Origin of the sequence: Streptomyces sp. NBC_01198, assembly GCF_036010485.1 — a bacterium.
GTDB lineage: Bacteria > Actinomycetota > Actinomycetes > Streptomycetales > Streptomycetaceae > Actinacidiphila.
This window is the reverse complement of record NZ_CP108568.1, coordinates 5,688,730-5,704,892: the sequence shown is the minus strand read 5'-3', so window position 1 is coordinate 5,704,892 and position 16,163 is coordinate 5,688,730. Positions and strand designations below refer to the sequence as shown.

Sequence of the window (16,163 nt, the reverse complement as noted above, 5' to 3'; positions counted from 1 at the left end):
GCCGTCCTATGACGGTGCCGCGCACACCGCCCACACCAGCTTGCCGACTCCGCCGCGGCTGCTGACGCCCCACTGGTGGGCGGTCACCGCGTCCACCAGCAGCAGGCCGCGGCCGCCCTCGTCGGTGTCGGACACCCGCCGCAGCACCGGCCGGTCGTCGCCCGCGTCGTGCACCTCGATCCGCAACCGCCCGTCCGACAGCCGGAAGAAGCGCGTCTCGATCTCCCGGCCGCGCGGACTGCCCGCGTGGGTCACGGCGTTGGTGACCAGCTCCGACAGTACGAGGACCGCCGAGTCCTCCAGCTCGGTCAGCTTCCACGCCGCCAGCGTGTCGAGCAGTTCACGCCTGGCACGCGGCACCGACCGCGCGGAGTTGGGCCAACGGCGCACGACTTCACCGTCGTTCGCCGTGCCGATCTCGGTTGCCATCAATGGACCTTTCGCCGTTCTTGTCCCACGCCTCCTTGGCTACTCCTAGGCTGTCGGCCAGCCACACAAAGTGATAGAGCGTCAGCTTGGACGGCCCCGACCGTCCATCGCCCCCCGGGAGGTCACGCCATGAGCGTCGACACCGAGACCACCGCCGACCCCACCGCATCGCCCCTGCGCTACTTCGGTTCCGAGGTCAGACTCGAACGCGAGCGGCTCGGCATGTCCCGGGCCGAGTTGGGCAAGATCGCCTGCTGCAGCTACTCGCTGGTCGCGAAGATCGAGACCGGTGAGCGCGTTCCTACGCTGGACTTCGCACGCGCCTGTGACGCCACGTTCCCGCACGCGAACGGCCGCTTCGAACGGTTCTGGCCACTTGCGTTGCGGTACGCCTTCCCGCCGTGGTTCCGCCCGTACGCGGAGCTGGAGTGGACCGCGACGGTGGTGCGGATGTTCCACCCGCAGCTCTTCCCCGGGCTCACCCAGACCCCCGACTACGCGAGGGCCGTGCTGCGCACCGGGCGCCCGACGAACCTGGACGACCTCGTCACCGCGCGGGTGGAGCGGCAACGCATCCTGACCAGGGAGGAGGACCCTGCGCGTCTGTGGCTCGTCCTCAACGAGGCGGTGCTGACGAACACCGTCGGCGACACGGCGATCATGCGCCAGCAGCTGATCCGCCTGCGGGAGCTCGCGGAGACGCCGCAACATCGAGTGCAGATCATCAGGCGCAGAGGATGGCAGTACGGAACGGAATCCGGGTGGAGCCTGCTTTCGTTCGCGGGAGGCGCCGATGTGTCGCACGTTGATGGATTCCCCCGGGGGTACATCCTCGCGGATCCGAGCGACGTCGCCACGGCGCAGGACGCCTATGATCTGCTCAAAGCCGTGGCGGAACCGCCGGACGAGACGGCCAAGTTGATCGACTCCCTCCTGGAGGACCGTTACTCATGACGCACCCTTCGAGCCCTGCCGGCGACTGGCGCAAATCCTCCTACAGCGGGAGCAACGGCGGCGACTGCGTCGAATGGGCCCCGAGTCACCTCGCTGCGACCGGCGAGGTCCCCGTCCGGGACAGCAAGGACCCGCACGGCCCCGCCCTGTCCTTCGCCCCGGCTGCCTGGTCCGCCTTCATCGCCTCCGTGAAGTCCGCCGACTTCTCCTCCTGAGGTGAAATAGACAGCCAACTGCACAGTTCGCTGTCGAAGCGCTATGCTGGGGGTATGAACGCACCCCAGCCGCAGCCGCCGGCCGACACCGCCGCCCTCGCGGGCGAGCTGCGGGTCGTGCTGTCGCAGTTGCTGCGCAGGCTGCGGGAACAGGCGGACGGCAGCGACCTCACCCGGTCGCAGTCGTCCGTCCTGCTGCGGCTGGAACGGGACGGGGCCGCCACCGCGACGGCGCTCGCCCGCGCCGAGGGCGTCCGGCCGCAGTCCATGGCGAAGATCGTCGGCGCGCTGGAGGCCGCCGGGCTGATCAGCGGCTCGCCCGATCCGAAGGACGGCCGCAAGACCGTGCTGAGCCTCACCGACGCGGCCCGGGAGGAGTTCCGCACCGGGCGGCTCGCGAAGAACGACTGGCTGACGCACGCGATCGAGGGCGCGCTGTCCCCCGAGGAGATCGCGGGCCTCGCCTCGACCACCGACATCCTGCGGCGGCTGGCCCAGTCGCCCTGACCTCAGCCTCGCCCTGCCCGACCGCGAGGCCGTACCCAGCTTCGGCATGCCCCTGAGCTGCCGCTTGTCCACCGGAGGGAACCGCATGCCCGTCACCACCCTCGATCCGACCACCGCCCTGGTCGTCATCGATCTGCAGGCCGGGGTCGTCGCGATGCCGCTCGCCGACCCGGTCGAGGACGTCGTCGCGCGCACGAAGGACCTGCTCTCCGCCTTCCGCGAGCGCGGGCTGCCCGTCGTGCTGGTCAACGTCGCGGGCACACCCTCGGGACGTACCGACCTCGGGGTCCGTACCCTCGACGTCCAGGACGGCTGGACCGAGCTGATACCAGAGCTCGGCGTGCAGCCCGCCGACCTGCTCGTCACCAAGCACACGCGCAGCGCCTTCCCCGGCACCGGACTCGCCGGCCGGCTGCGGGACCTCGGCGTGACCCAGGTGGTCGTCACCGGCATCTCCACCAGCGGCGGCGTCGAGTCGACCGCCAGGGACGCGCACGAGCAGGGCTTCCACGTCACGCTGCCGGTCGACGCGATGACCGACCCCGAGCCGGAACGCCACGAGTACAGCGTGTCGCGGATCTTCCCGCGTATCGCCGAGACGGGCACCACCAAGGACGTCCTGGACGCCCTCGCCGGCCAGTCGTGACCGCCGCCACCGACGGCACCACCGCGACCGCCGGTACGACCGGCCGGAACCCGTTCGGCTGGCGGTTCGTGAGCCCGCTGCTGCTCGGGTCGACGCTCAACCCGATCAACAGCTCGATGATCGCGACCGGTCTCGTCGGGATCGGCCTCGACTTCCACAAAGGTCCAGGCACCACGGCCTCGCTGATCTCCGTGCTGTATCTGTGCAGCGCGGTGATGCAGCCGACGATGGGCAAACTCGCCACGATCTTCGGCGCGCGGCGCATCTTCGTCACCGGCGTGCTGATCCTGCTGGCGGCGGGTGTCATCGGGGCGGCGGCTCCCGCCTTCGGCTTCCTGCTGGTGTCCCGGGCGCTCATCGGGATCGGTACGTCCGCCGCGTATCCGACGGCCATGGCGCTGGTCAGGAAACGGGCCGACGAGTTGCGCACCGGTGTGCCCAGCAGGGTGCTGGGCAACTTCTCGATCGCCTCGCAGGTCACGATCGTCATCGGCCTCCCGCTCGGCGGGCTGCTGGCCGGGGCCTGGGGCTGGCGGGCGATCTTCCTGGTCAACGTGCCGCTCGCGCTGGTCACCCTGGTCTTCACGCTGATCGGCGTGGCACCGGACCGGCCGGCCGCGAAGGACGGGCGCGGCTCCCTCTTCACGACGGTCGACGTGCCGGGCATCGTGCTCTTCGCCGGGTCGATCACCACCCTGCTGCTCTTCCTGGCGGACCTCACGTCCCCGACCTGGTGGCTGCCCGTCGTGTCCGTCGCGCTGGGCGCGGCGCTGGTCGTGCACGAGCGGCGTACGAGCAGTCCGCTGATCGACGTCCGGATGCTCGGCCGCAACCAGCGGCTGCTGCGTACGTACCTGCGCCAGGCGCTCGTCTCCCTCGGCACGTACACCGCGCTCTACGGCACCAGCCAGTGGATGGAGGAGAGCGCGCACTACAGCGCGTCCCAGGTGGGGCTGATCCTGCTGCCGCTGTCCGGCGTGAGCGTCGTGGTCGCCCGGCTGGTGTCCGCGCGCGGCTGGGTGCGGTGGCCGCTGATCCTTACCGGGGTGTCGATGGTGCTGACCGGTGCGGTGATGCTGTTCATCACCCATACGTCACCGGTGCTGGTGCTGCTGGGCATGTCGATGCTGTTCGGCTTCGCCAACGGCTTCAGCGGTTACGCCAACCAGGCCACCCTCTATGTCCAGTCCCCGGCCGCCGAGATCGCGGTCGCCTCCGGCCTCTACCGCACCTTCGCCTACTTCGGCGCGATCTTCTCCTCCAGCCTGATCGCCATCGCCTTCGGCAACGCGGCGACGGACGCGGGCTTCCACGCGGTGTCGTTCGTCATGGTCGGCATCGGCGTGCTGGTCCTGCTGATGACGGTTCTGGACCGCCACATTCCCGCTCGCGCGGACCGTTAGGGGGGTGGGGACGCCTGCTCCTCCTGCTGGGCCAGCAGGGTCTGGCGGGCGTCGGCGAGGTTGGCCCGGCTGAGCAGAGTTCCCGATGCCGCCCAGCCCGTGGATCGCGTAGGTGCCGCCCGCCGGCTGGACGACCGCCGCCGTCTCGTCGCCCTGCGCCAGCAGCGCCCGGAGCCGTTCCAACTCATCACCCCGGCCGACGAAGACGCCCGACGCCGACCCGGGCAGATACCCCACCCCCTGCCACACCGTCACTCCCCAGGAACAGCCTAGGGGCCCGGCAGGACCAGAACAGGGGAATCCGCTTCAGGCCGCATCACCCCGATACGCCGTCAGGCCTTCTTGCTGAAGCGCAGGGTCGAGCCCATCGCCGTCCAGGCCGCACCTGCCGACCCCCCGCCGGCGTCACCGGTCCCGGTGGGCACCTCGTCGCCGGGCATGACACCGGTCCCCTGCCAGACGATGCCCGTCGCCGACCGGGCCGCGCGCAGCGTCCAGTCGCCCTCGCCGAGGTCGGCTATGCCGGGCATCAGCGAGCTCGCCGCGACGGACATCTCCTCGGGCGTGCCCTCGGCGAGCACGACCGGACCGCCGAGAGCCGGGACCTGCGCCACCAGTGCCGTGCCCACCGCGTCGAGCGAGGTGATCCCCTCAGCCGGGACCAGGACGCTGCCGTCGAAACTGCGGATCCGTACGCTGCCCATGGCCGCGTTCCCTCCACTCGGCCTCCCGGCGAGGAGGCGCCTGCCCTCTCGGACGCAGGCGCACCGGACGATGGTTGCCCCCGCGCCCGAGCGGCGTCAGCCCCTCTTGCGCTACTCCAGGTATCCGCGGAGCTGGTCGGCGAAGGTGTGGTCGCGGAGCTTGTTCAGGGTCTTGGACTCGATCTGGCGGATGCGTTCGCGGGTGACGCCGAAGAGGCGGCCGATCTCCTCCAGGGTGCGGGGGCGGCCGTCGGCGAGGCCGTAGCGGAGCTGGACGACCTTGCGTTCGCGTTCGCCGAGGGTCGACAGGACCGCTTCGAGGTGTTCGCGCAGCAGCATGAAGGCGGCGGACTCGACGGGGGAGGCGGCGTCGCCGTCCTCGATGAGGTCGCCGAGGGAGACGTCGTCCTCCTCGCCCACCGGGGCGTGCAGCGAGACGGGTTCCTGGGCCAGGCGCAGGACCTCGCCGACCCGCTCCGGCGTGATGTCGAGCTGGGCGGCGACCTCCTCGGCGTTGGGCTCGTAGCCGCGTTCCTGGAGCAGGCGGCGCTGGACGCGGACGACGCGGTTGATCAGCTCGACGACGTGCACCGGGACCCGGATCGTCCTGGCCTGGTCGGCCAGCGCGCGGGACATGGCCTGGCGGATCCACCAGGTGGCGTAGGTGGAGAACTTGTAGCCGCGGGCGTAGTCGAACTTCTCGACCGCCCTGATCAGCCCGAGGTTGCCCTCCTGGACCAGGTCGAGCATGGTGAGGCCGCGTCCGATGTAACGTTTCGCCACCGACACCACGAGCCGCAGATTCGCCTCGATCAGCCGCCGTTTGGCCATCCGGCCCTGCACGACGATGCAGTCCAGGTCGACCGCGAGCTGCGAGTCGAGGTCGGGGAAGGCGGTCAGCTTCTCTTCGGCGAAAAGGCCGGCCTCGACCTGCCGGGCCAGGTCCACCTCGTCCTGTGCGGTGAGCAGCGGGATACGGCCGATCTCGCGCAGATACTGCCGGAAGAGGTCGGCGGAGGGGCCGGTCGGTTCGGCCCGCGGCCGGCGCCCGACGGGCAGGTCGATCACCACCGCGCCGACGACGGCGTCCGCCGCCGGGTCCACCAACGGATCGGCCACCGATTCCCCCGCCTGGTCGAAGAGCGCCCGGTCAAGGGGCGTCGCGTCATCGGAGCCGTCGTGGTCGCCGCCGAGCGGGGGTTCGGATTCGGCCCGCTGCTCGGGCACCCGTGCGTGACCTGCCGGTTCAGTGCCCAGCGCGACGGGCGCGAGGACCGGCCGCCCGGAAGGCACCGGCAGCGGCACCTGAACCGGTAGCGGAATCGGAACCGGAGCCGGTAGCGGCACCGGGTCCGGGACCGGGCCCGCTGTGGGGATCTGCGCCTGCTTTTGGGTTTGCGTCTGCACGGAAGCGACCTCCGCGGTGAGCGCGACTTTGGGCTCTGGAAGGGCTCGGAGAAGGCTCGGAAGGCGCCGAGGCGGGCTCTGGGCCGTCACCCAGTGTGGCCCACACAAGGCCAATGCCACGAGGGTCGTGCGGCTGGTTTTTCGTTTTCCGTTACGCTTCGCGTTCGCTCCGACACGCTCTCCCCCGGGTGCCGCCGGGGCGCGTACGGGCGTGGGCCGAGCTCAGAGCGCCGCGGCGCCCTGCTCGCGCAGCCGCTGGCCGTACTGCTGGAGCGCCCACAGCTCGCTGTTGACCGCGGTCAGCTCGGGCGCGTCCGGCCGGACGCCCTGGGCGTTCAGCCTGGCCTGCGTGGCGTGCACCTGGGCGACCCGGCGCTCGACGGCCAGCATCCGCACCCGGACCAGCACCTCGCCCGCGTAGAACTCCGGGGCCTTGTGCATGACCGGCTCGACCGCCAGCTCGGTCACCATCATCCGCACGCTGTCGTCGGGGGCGGCCTCGCGCACCCGGACCAGGAATTCGGCGTCCGCCTGCTCCACCCCGCCGACCTCGGCGATCACCCGGCGCACCTGCGCGTAGGGCGGGCCGGTGAACTCGTCCTCGCCGTAGGCGTCGAAGGCCGGCGAGACCAGGGCCGGATACTGCAACGCCAGTTTCAGCAGCTCGCGTTCCACCCGGTGGGCGGGGCTGCGCAGGTCCAGGCGCGGCCCGGGCGGCGCGTTCTGCCCGGGGGCGGCGGCCGGGCGGCGCTCCGCCCGGGGGTCGGACCTGGGGTCCTGGCGCCTGGCGTAGTCGGGGCGGCCGGTGGTGCTGCCGCCGCCGGCCGCGCGGGCGCGGGCCATCGCGCGCACCCGGCGGATCATCGACTGCTCCTCGGCCTGGCTGCCGATGCCCGCCATACCGACCAGCCGGATCGCGTAACGGTCTCGCAGCGCCTGGTTCTTGATCGCCGCGACCACCGGGACGGCGGCGTCCACCGCCGCGACCCGGCCCTCGTCGGTGTCGAGGTTGTAGCGCGACACGATCGAGCGCAGCGCGAAGGCGAACAGCGGGGTCCGCCCGTCGATCAGCCGCTGCACCGCCGCGTCGCCCTCGGCGAGCCGCAGGTCGCACGGGTCCATGCCGCCGGGGGTGACCGCGATCGACGTCTCCGCCGCGAACTTCTGGTCGTCCTCGAACGCCCGCAGTGCGGCCTTCTGTCCTGCCTCGTCGCCGTCGAAGGTGAAGACCACCTCGGAGGCCGCGTTGTCCATCAGCAGGCGGCGCAGGATCTTGATGTGGTCGCCGCCGAAGGAGGTGCCGCAGGTCGCGATCGCCGTGGTGACCCCGGCCAGATGGCAGGCCATCACGTCGGTGTAGCCCTCCACGACCACCGCCCGGCCGGTCCTGGCGATCTCCTTCTTGGCCAGGTCGATGCCGTAGAGGACCTGGGACTTGCGGTAGAGCGGGGTCTCCGAGGTGTTCAGATACTTCGGCCCCTGGTCGTCCTCGCGCAGCTTGCGGGCGCCGAAGCCGATCACCTCGCCGGTGATGTCCCTGATCGGCCAGATCAGCCGGCCGCGGAAGCGGTCGATCGCACCGCCGCGGCGGCTCTCCAGCGCGAGCCCAGCGGTGATCATCTCCTTGTCCGAGAAGCCCTTCCCGCGCAGGAACCGCACCAGGTGGTCCCATCCCGCGGGCGAGTAGCCGACCCCGAAATGCTCCGCCGCGGCCTGGTCGAAGCCCCGCTCGGCGAGGAACTTCCGCCCGATCTCGGCCTCGGCGGAGCCCAGTTGCTCGACGAAGAAGGCGGCCGCCGCCCGGTGCGCCTCGACCAGCCGGATGCGCTCGCCCTGCTGGCGGCCGGGCACGTGCCCGCCCTCCTCGTACCGCAGGGTGATGCCGGCCTGGCCGGCCAGCCGCTCGACGGCCTCGGTGAAGGACAGGTGGTCGAGCTTCATCACGAAGGCCAGCGTGTCGCCGCCCTCGCCGCAGCCGAAGCAGTGGAAGAGGCCCTTGGACGGGCTGACCTGGAAGGACGGCGACTTCTCGTCGTGGAAGGGGCACAGGCCCTTGAGATTGCCGCCGCCGGCGTTCTTGAGCTGGAGGTATTCGGAGACGACGGCGTCGATCGGGACGGCGTCACGTACCGCCTTCACGTCGTCGTCCCTGATCCGGCCTGCCACGCGTGAAGTCTACGGCTCGGTTCGGACAGGTCGCGCCGCCCTGCTCGTAGCGGGGTACGCGCGGATTCCATCGGAGCGCCGGCTGCCCGGAAACCCGCCCACGGGACGCTGCGAGGGCGGCAGGAGAACGTGCTCCAGGGGCACGCGCTACCGCTCTCCGCGTTCGCTGTCCGGGCCGGGCATGTCCCTGATGTACGAGGACAGGTGCGCGGTCATCGCTTTCAGCTGTTCCATGACATCCAGGTCCGGCTGGTCCGGGCTGTACGGAACGTAGTCAGCCAACATGCTGAATGCCCAGCGCAGTGTGCGCTGTGGCGTGTCCGCGGGCCAGCGCCACTGGAAATCGGACATCGCCTCGGACTGCTGCCTGTCGGTGAGCCACATCAGTGCTTTCTGGGCGTCCTCGACGGGCAGCGCGCACAGCGTCGCCAGGATCTCCGTCCCGTAGAAGTCCACCAGTTCTTTGACGGTCCGGGGGTCGTCGGTGCCGTGAGCGCTGGAGACCCGCGCGGTGTAGGCGCCGAAGGCCGCGTCGAGCGCCTGCACCCGCACGGTGATCTCCCCGATCGACTTCGCCGTCGCCGCCAGGGCGGTGTCGAAGGGCCCGACGATCGCTTGGCGCTGCTCCTCCAGTGTCAGGCCGGCCCCGCGGTGCACGGCGTCGTCCATCGCCTGCCGCAGGGAGCGGTCCGAGTCATCGGGGAAGCGCCGCTCGTCGGGCACCGCGCCGCGCACGGCGGTACAGGCGGCGACCTCGTCCGCGATCACCATCTGCGGACACTGCGGCTGTGGCAGCTGCGCGGCGGCGGCCACGACCTGGTCGACGTGCGCGAACGGCGCTACCAACGGTTGTCGCGCCAGGGCCAGTTCGGCGGTCTTGCCGGTGCGCAGTGCGTCCAGCGTCGGCACTCGGCCGATCAGTTCGGCGACGGCGTCCGACGCGGCCTGGACTCGGGCGAGGATCTCGCCCCCCGCGGCGGTCGCCGGTGCGAGGCCGGCGAGCATGCGCCGGGCGTCCTCGGTCGGCTGGCCCAGTTCCTGCTCGGTCGGGCGTGGATCCTTCTGCTGCAGCAGCACGAACACCTGGTCGGCGAGTTCGGCACGCCGGGGGCGGATCACGTCGTGCAGGAGGCGCTCACCGCTCTCGCGTGCGTCTTCCTGCACCCGCTGCGCCCACCAGGCGCGCCGCTGCGCCGTCGTGACGCCCGTCAGCTGTTTGCGCAGGGCCTCGGCGTCGGCCCCTACGCCGCGCACGGCTCGCTCCGTCTCGTCGAGCCACCGCTGTACGGATTCCTCGGCGGTCTTGCGCAGACGCGCGTCGGACGCGGGTGTGGTCATGGTGCCCTCCCCCTGAGTGACGTATCCGGAGTGTCCCACCATGGGCCGGATGCCGGAATCCCCTCAGGCGAAGCAGGTGCGCACGGAGTCCCGCACTCAGCGGCGGTCGAGGTCCTTGGTCACGAAGACGTAGTGCGGACCGCTCGGCTCGATGACGAACTCCTCGCCGACGGAGGTGAAGCCCAGCCGCTCGTAGAAGCCGGCGGCCGCGACGCGGCCGTTGCACCACGCCAGGCCCGCGCCGCGGGCCGCGCACTCGCGCAGGCCCGCGAGCAGCGCGGCGGCGCCGAAGCCCCTGCCGCGTATCTCGGGCGCGCTGCCCATGCCGCGGAAGCGGTACGCGAGTGCCGCCTCGCCGGGGAGGAGATCGGGGAAGAAGGTGGCGCAGCCCTTGACCGCGCCGGCCTCGTCGTAGGCGGCGATGTGGAAGACGTCCGGCCGGGCGTCCTCCGGGTAGACGGCCGTCTCGCGAGGCAGGCCGGTCCGCAGCACCGCCCACCGCAGGGCGAAGATCTCCTCGACGGGTACGACGGCGGTGCGCGGAACGGGCATGGCGGAGGTCCTTCCTGGTCAGTCCAGGAACGAGGTTAGCTGGACCGCCGGGTCCGACAGGGCGTCGGGGTCGACCTGCCGCCCGGAGCGGATCAGCTGCTGGATCTGCTCGGTCACGTCCCAGATGTTGACGTTCATCCCCGCGAGCACCCGGCCGTCGCGCAGCCAGAAGGCGATGAACTGCCGCTTGCCGACGTCACCGCGGCACACCACCTGGTCGTACGAGCCGGGGACCGCGTGTCCGGAATACTCCATGCCCAGGTCGTACTGGTCGGAGAAGAAGTACGGGATCCGGTCGTAGGACACCGGGCGGCCCAGCATGGCCCGGGCGGCGGCGGGACCGCCGTTCAGCGCCGTCGCCCAGTGCTCGACCCGCAGCCGCCCGCCCAGCAGCGGGTGCTCGGCGTTGGCGAGGTCGCCGGCCGCGTAGATGTCCGGGTCGGAGGTGCGCAGCGACGCGTCCACCGCGACGCCGCCGCCCTCCTCCCTGGTGGCCATCGCCAGGCCCGCGATCTCCGCGAGCGCGGTCCGCGGGGCGGCGCCGATCGCGGCGAGCACGTCGTGCGCCGGGTGCTCCTGGCCGTCGTCGGTGAGGGCGGCAAGGACCATGCCGTCCTGCCCGATGATCTCGGTCAGCCGGGCACCGAAGTGGAAGCGGACGCCGTGCTCGACGTGCAGGTCGGCGAAGACGGAGCCGAGCTCCGGCCCGAGCACCCGGTACAGCGGCGTCGGGTCCTTCGCCACGACGGTCACCTCGGCGCCGTAACCGCGGGCCGCGGCGGCCACCTCCAGGCCGATCCAGCCCGCCCCGGCGATCACCAGGTGGCCGTTGTCCCGGCCGAGGCTGGTCAGCACGTTCTTCAGCCGGTCGGAGTGCGCGAGGCGCCGCAGGTGGTGCACACCGGCCAGGTCCGTGCCGGGGATGTCCAGCCGGCGCGGCTCCGAGCCGGTCGCGAGCAGCAGCTTGTCGTAGATCAGCGTGGTGCCGTCGCCGAGGGTGATCGTGCGGGTGGCCTTGTCCAGGTGCACCACGGGCTGGCCCAGGTGCAGTTCGACGTCGTGCTCCGCGTACCAGCCGGGCTGCTGCACGAAGGCGGACTCGCGCTCCGCGCTGCCGGTCAGATACCCCTTGGACAGGGGTGGCCGTTCGTAGGGGTGGTCGCGCTCGTCCCCGATCAGTATCACCCGGCCGGTGAAACCCTCGGAGCGCAACGTCTCCGCGGCCTTCGCGCCCGCGAGTCCCGCTCCGACGATCACGAAGGTCTGGTGTGCGTCCACCACTTTTTGCCTCCCCAGGGGGTCGTTCCTTATACGCGAGCGTCCCCTACGGCGGGGCCCGCGGGAAGGGCGCCGCGCCGCACGGATCCCGCGGGCAGGGCCTCCGCGGGGAGCGGAATCAGCTGCACAGGCGGGCGTGGAGCGCTGTCGCCGCCGTGTCCGTGAGGGACGCGATCTGGTCCACGATGGCGCGCCGGCGCGCCCGGTCGTCGGCCGCGGCCTCGAATATCGCCGCGAACTGCGGGTCGAGCCCCACCGGGGCCAGCGCCAGCAGGGCGGCGGCGAGTTCCGCGATGACGATCCGCTGCTCGGCGCGCCGCCGCGCCTGGGCGGCGCGCTGCATGACGTAGCAGTCGGCGACCGCTTTCAGGACCGCGCATTCGAGCCGCTGCTCGCGCGGCACCACCAGCTCGGCCCCGTACCGGGTGAGCCGCGCGGTCCCGTACCGCTCGCGCGTCGCGCCCTCGGCCGCGAGGCAGAAGCGGCCGATGAGCTGGGAGGCGGCGTCCTTCAGGCGGGCCTGGTCGAGGGCGGTGCCGTCGTAGTGGGCCGGCCACCACGGCTGGGCGAGCAGCCGGTCGAGGGCCGCGGCCAGTTCCTCGGAGGCCGCGCCGGCCGGGGCGTAGCGGGCGGCGGCGCAGCCGAAGACTTCGGCCCGCTCCGGGCCCGAGGTGAGCGCCCGGGGGTCGATGTGGCCGGCCTGCAGGCCGTCCTCGACGTCGTGCACCGAGTAGGCGACGTCGTCGGCCCAGTCCATGACCTGCGCCTCGAAGCACTGCCGGCCGTCCGGTGCGTCCTGCCGGGCCCAGCGGAAGACCGGGAGGTCGTCCTCGTAGACGCCGAATTTCGGGCTGCCGGGCGCGCCGGGACCGCCGCCCAGCGGCCAGGGGTATTTGGTGGCGGCGTCCAGCGCCGCCCGGGTGAGGTTGAGCCCGACGCTGACGTTCCCGGCCGCGAACCGCTTGGGTTCGATCCTGGTGAGCAGCCGCAGGCTCTGCGCGTTGCCCTCGAACCCCCCGCAGTCCGCGGCGAATTCGGCCAGCACCATCTCGCCGTTGTGCCCGAAGGGCGGATGCCCGAGGTCGTGCGCGAGGCACGCGGTCTCGACCAGGTCGGGGTCGCAGCCGAGAGCCGCGCCCAGTTCCCGGCCGACCTGCGCGCATTCCAGGGAGTGCGTGAGCCGGGTGCGCGGGCTGGTGTCGGGCACGGCGGCGTCGCTGACACCCGGGTCGACGACCTGCGTCTTGCCCGCCAGCCGGCGCAGCGCGGCGGAGTGCAGCACCCGCGCCCGGTCGCGCTGGAAGGCCGTCCGCCCGGGCCTCTTGTCCGGCTCGGGGACGTAGCGGTCGATGTCGGCCGCCCCGTAGGGGCCGTACCGCTCGTAGGGCCCCAGCCGCAGATCGTCGCTGTCCATAGCCCGACCGTAACCGGCCCGGCGGGCGCCGGGTCCGCGCGGCCCGCCGGTTCAGCTCGCGCGGGCCAGCGGGAGCGGCAGGGCGGGGGCTCCCAGCGTGCGGACGGCCTCGTCGTAGCGGTGCAGGACGAGCCGGGCCATCGCCTCGTGCGCCCCGAGTGGCGCCGCCGCGATCCAGGGCGCTACGGCGGACGTCTGGGCGGCGAAGCGCCCGGGCGCGGTGAAGTACGAGGCGAGCGCGATACGCCGCCGGGCGGCACCGGCGGCGGCCAGCGCTTCGACCGCCTCGCCGACGGTGGGCGCGGCGGCCGAGGCGTAGGCCGGCGCCACCGGCACCCCGAGGCGGGCGGCGAGCAGCGCGGCGGTGCGGGCGGTGTCGGCGGCGGAGTCCGGGTCGCGCGACCCGGCGGCGGCGAGCACGACGGCGTCGCCCCCGTCCCAGCCGGCCGCCAGCAGCCGGTCGTGCAGCACCTCGGCGAGCAGCCGGTGCGGGCCGAGGGGGGCGGCGACCGTGCCGCGCAGCCACGGGGCCGCGGCAAGGGCCGCGGGCAGGTCGTGCTTGACGTGGTGGCCGCGGCCCAGCAGCAGCGGGACCAGCACTGCCTCGCCGCGGAGTGCGGCCAGGGTGGCGGGGAGCAGCGGCTCGTCCAGCTCGACATGGCCGAGGCGTACGTCCACGCCGGGCCGGGCGGCCCGTACCCGCTCCAGCAGCGCCTGGACCACGGGCAGCGCGCGCGGGTCGCGGCTGCCGTGCGCGACGGCCACCAGGGTGGGGCGGACGCTCGCGGGTGCGAAGGGCGTCATACCTCCATAGTGCGGGACCGGGGTTGCGACCCCGTTGCGCGCGAGGTCACGGATCTTTGCCCGGGCATCACACCTCGGCGGCGCCGCCGGTGAGGCTGTCGCGGTGGCGCCAGTCCCCGCCGGGGATGCGGTCGGCGGTGGGCAGCATCTCCCGGGTGAGGACCGGGCCGGCCACGTAGAGCCACGCCTCGGTCTCCTCCCGCTCGCCTCGCACCACCCGGCTCACCCGCTCGTAGCGGTTCGCCGGGTCGCCGGCCGCGTAGCCCTCCAGGCGGTCCAGGTCGGCGAGCACAGCGTCGTACACCGCCGCGGGTATCCCGACGACCTCGCCGCGCACCTGCCCGTCCCCGGCCGGGTCGAGCACGGCGACCGGATAGCGCGGGCCGCGGAAGAGCAGCGCGCCCGGCAGCACCGCCGGGGTCCACGAACGCGTACGCCCCGCCAGCAGCGGGTGGTTGCGCTCGCCGGGCAGCAGCGTGCCGTAGACGAAGATCGGCAGACGGCGGTCGGTCACGGTGGCCTCCGGGGGCGGCGGGCGGATGACACCACTGTGCCGGGCGGCAGCGCAACCGCGGGTGCGACCGGGGCGTCGATCATGGTGACGAGGGAGGTACGGCATGCGGAGGCTCCGACTGCCGCGGACCCGCACGGGGTGGCGGCGCACCGTGCAGGCGATCGCGGCGCTCTGCACGGTCGCGCTGCTGCCCGCGGTGTGGGTCCAGCTCGCCGGCGGCGGCCGGATACGCGACCTGGCCGACGTGCCGGCGGCGCCGGTCGGCGTCGTCTTCGGCGCCGGGATCTCCGGCGGGCGCCCCACGCCCTACCTCGCGCACCGGCTGGACGCGGCTGCCGTGCTCTACCGGGCCGGCAAGGTACGGGTGCTGCTGGTGACCGGGGACAACAGCCGGGTGGCCTACGACGAGCCGGGCGCGATGCGGTCATATCTCGTCGCCCACGGGGTCCCCGCCGGGCGGGTGGTCGTCGACGACGCCGGGTTCGACACGTGGGACTCGTGCGAGCGCGCGAAGCGCGTCTTCGGGGTGCGGCGGGCGGTTCTGGTCAGCCAGGGCTTTCACATACGGCGGGCGGTGGCGCTCTGCGAGGCGGCGGGGCTTGACGTTTACGGCGTCGGCGTCGACGAGCCGCACGATGTGACGTGGTACGCCGGGGGTGCGCGCGAGGTGCTGGCCGCGGCCAAGGCGGCGGTGGACGCCGGGTTCCACCCGGCGCCCCGCTTCCTGGGGCCCCCGGACCCCCATATCCCGGCCGCCCTCGCCACCCCCTGAGCCCCCTTGCTCCGGGGGGAGCCGAGCGCGCCGTTCCCCGCGCCCGGGGGTTTGTGCCACTTGCGGTGGCGGTGCTGCTTTCCCACCGCGGGGGCTGGGCGCGCAGTTCCCGCGCCCCTGGGGTGACTGCCCCTCGCGGTGGCTGGCCCGCTTTCCCAGCGTGGGGGCTGGTCGCGCGGTTCCCCGCGCCCCTTCGGGCGCGGGTCCTCCTCCGTCGGGCGCTGGCGCCTGGCAGGGGTGCCGCTGCTGCGGAGCGTGCGCGTTTCTCAGGGGGCGCGGGGAACCGCGCGACAAGCCCCCCACCTGGGCGCGGGTGACAGGTCACCGCAAGTGGCACCCACCCCGGGGGCGCGGGGAACTGCGCGGCCAGCTCCCACCAGCTCGGGTGTATGCATTGCATGCAATGCATACGGTAGACTGGGGGGCATGCAGCAGACGGACGCCGCGCACGCGCGGTTGCGGGAGATGATCGTGGGGGGCGCCTACGCGCCAGGCGAGCGGCTGACGGAGACGGAGGTCGCCGGCACGCTGGCGATGAGCCGGACGCCGGTCCGGGAAGCCCTCAGGAGCCTCGTCGCAGACGGCTTGCTCAGGAGCGCCGACGGCCGCGGCGTCGTGGTCGCGGCGCTGGACCCGGGGGCGCTGCGGGACACCTACCGCGTGCGGGCGGCGCTGGAGGCGCTGACCGCGGAGCTCGCCGCCGAGCGCCAGGCCGCAGGCCTGATCGCCCCGGCCGAGCTGACCGCGCTCGCGGCGGACGCGGCCTTGACCGAGGAGGCCACCTCGGAGGGCCACTTCACCGAGGCGGTGACGTACAACCGCCGCTTCCACACCCGCATCGCGGCCCTGGCCGCCAACGCCCCGGCGCAGGCCGCGCTGGAGCGCCTGTGGGACCAGATCGTGGTCTCGACGCGCGCCTCCCTCGACCCGCCGCACCGCCCGGCGCAGGTGAACGGCCAGCACCGCGAGCTGATGGCCGCGATCACCGGGGGCCGCGCGGCGGAGGCCGCGGAGGCCGCCCGGCGGCATGTACTCGACACCTGCGGCTGACCGAGCCGCA

The 16,163-nt window shown here is 72.9% G+C and carries 17 protein-coding genes; 7 read left to right on the top strand and 10 right to left on the bottom strand.

Features of this window, described 5'->3' with window-relative positions; all coding sequences use genetic code 11:
- Window positions 1-6: 6 nt before the first annotated feature.
- Complete coding sequence (locus tag OG702_RS25370; protein WP_327291246.1) at window positions 7-429, bottom strand: ATP-binding protein; 423 nt, start codon at window positions 427-429, stop codon at window positions 7-9.
- Between the two features lie 129 nt (window positions 430-558).
- On the opposite strand from OG702_RS25370, the gene OG702_RS25365 reads away from it, so the two are divergent.
- The 5 genes from OG702_RS25365 to OG702_RS25345 all read left to right on the top strand — a co-directional run bounded on the left by OG702_RS25365 (window position 559) and on the right by OG702_RS25345 (window position 4,154).
- Window positions 559-1,383 (top strand): helix-turn-helix domain-containing protein, encoded by an 825-nt coding sequence (locus OG702_RS25365; RefSeq protein WP_327291245.1) that lies wholly within the window; start codon window positions 559-561, stop codon window positions 1,381-1,383.
- Window positions 1,380-1,598: a DUF397 domain-containing protein gene (locus OG702_RS25360; protein WP_327291244.1), complete on the top strand. Its 219-nt coding sequence runs from the start codon at window positions 1,380-1,382 to the stop codon at window positions 1,596-1,598. The genes OG702_RS25365 and OG702_RS25360 overlap by 4 nt, the downstream gene beginning before the upstream one ends.
- A 54-nt stretch (window positions 1,599-1,652) precedes the next feature.
- A complete protein-coding gene (locus OG702_RS25355; RefSeq protein ID WP_327291243.1) occupies window positions 1,653-2,105 on the top strand; it encodes a MarR family winged helix-turn-helix transcriptional regulator in 453 nt (150 codons plus the stop codon).
- A gap of 85 nt (window positions 2,106-2,190) precedes the next feature.
- The gene (locus tag OG702_RS25350) at window positions 2,191-2,751 is read left to right on the top strand and encodes a cysteine hydrolase family protein (protein WP_327291242.1); all 561 of its coding nucleotides are present in this window, start codon (window positions 2,191-2,193) and stop codon (window positions 2,749-2,751) included.
- Entirely contained in the window at window positions 2,748-4,154 is a 1,407-nt protein-coding gene (locus OG702_RS25345) for an MFS transporter (RefSeq protein ID WP_327291241.1), read from the top strand. Before OG702_RS25350 ends, OG702_RS25345 begins: the two co-directional genes overlap by 4 nt.
- A 332-nt stretch (window positions 4,155-4,486) precedes the next feature.
- Here OG702_RS25345 and OG702_RS25340 read toward each other — a convergent pair whose 3' ends face one another.
- The 9 genes from OG702_RS25340 to OG702_RS25300 form a co-directional block, all read right to left on the bottom strand.
- A complete protein-coding gene (locus OG702_RS25340) occupies window positions 4,487-4,858 on the bottom strand; it encodes a hypothetical protein (RefSeq protein ID WP_327291240.1) in 372 nt (123 codons plus the stop codon).
- A gap of 111 nt (window positions 4,859-4,969) precedes the next feature.
- Window positions 4,970-6,355 carry a sigma-70 family RNA polymerase sigma factor gene (locus OG702_RS25335; protein ID WP_442814532.1) on the bottom strand — a complete coding sequence of 462 codons (1,386 nt, stop codon included), beginning with the start codon at window positions 6,353-6,355 and terminating at the stop codon, window positions 4,970-4,972.
- A gap of 132 nt (window positions 6,356-6,487) precedes the next feature.
- On the bottom strand, window positions 6,488-8,431 hold the full coding sequence (gene dnaG, locus OG702_RS25330; protein WP_327291238.1) for a DNA primase: 1,944 nt from the start codon (window positions 8,429-8,431) through the stop codon (window positions 6,488-6,490).
- A 147-nt stretch (window positions 8,432-8,578) separates the two neighbouring features.
- Entirely contained in the window at window positions 8,579-9,769 is a 1,191-nt protein-coding gene (locus OG702_RS25325; protein ID WP_327291237.1) for a hypothetical protein, read from the bottom strand.
- A 96-nt stretch (window positions 9,770-9,865) separates the two neighbouring features.
- Window positions 9,866-10,321, bottom strand: coding sequence for a GNAT family N-acetyltransferase (locus OG702_RS25320; protein ID WP_327291236.1), 456 nt, complete (start codon window positions 10,319-10,321; stop codon window positions 9,866-9,868).
- Window positions 10,322-10,339: 18 nt separating this feature from the next.
- Window positions 10,340-11,602 (bottom strand): NAD(P)/FAD-dependent oxidoreductase, encoded by a 1,263-nt coding sequence (locus OG702_RS25315; protein WP_327291235.1) that lies wholly within the window; start codon window positions 11,600-11,602, stop codon window positions 10,340-10,342.
- 115 nt (window positions 11,603-11,717) lie between these two features.
- Window positions 11,718-13,013: a deoxyguanosinetriphosphate triphosphohydrolase gene (locus OG702_RS25310; protein WP_327291234.1), complete on the bottom strand. Its 1,296-nt coding sequence runs from the start codon at window positions 13,011-13,013 to the stop codon at window positions 11,718-11,720.
- Window positions 13,014-13,064: 51 nt separating this feature from the next.
- Window positions 13,065-13,817 (bottom strand): sirohydrochlorin chelatase, encoded by a 753-nt coding sequence (locus OG702_RS25305; RefSeq protein ID WP_327291233.1) that lies wholly within the window; start codon window positions 13,815-13,817, stop codon window positions 13,065-13,067.
- A 67-nt stretch (window positions 13,818-13,884) separates the two neighbouring features.
- On the bottom strand, window positions 13,885-14,331 hold the full coding sequence (locus tag OG702_RS25300) for a gamma-glutamylcyclotransferase family protein (protein WP_327291232.1): 447 nt from the start codon (window positions 14,329-14,331) through the stop codon (window positions 13,885-13,887).
- A 103-nt stretch (window positions 14,332-14,434) separates the two neighbouring features.
- On the opposite strand from OG702_RS25300, the gene OG702_RS25295 reads away from it, so the two are divergent.
- Both OG702_RS25295 and OG702_RS25290 read left to right on the top strand, forming a co-directional pair.
- Window positions 14,435-15,103 (top strand): SanA/YdcF family protein, encoded by a 669-nt coding sequence (locus OG702_RS25295; RefSeq protein ID WP_327291231.1) that lies wholly within the window; start codon window positions 14,435-14,437, stop codon window positions 15,101-15,103.
- A gap of 426 nt (window positions 15,104-15,529) precedes the next feature.
- Window positions 15,530-16,153, top strand: a complete 624-nt coding sequence (locus tag OG702_RS25290) for a GntR family transcriptional regulator (protein ID WP_327291230.1) — start codon at window positions 15,530-15,532, stop codon at window positions 16,151-16,153.
- Window positions 16,154-16,163 lie beyond the last annotated feature (10 nt).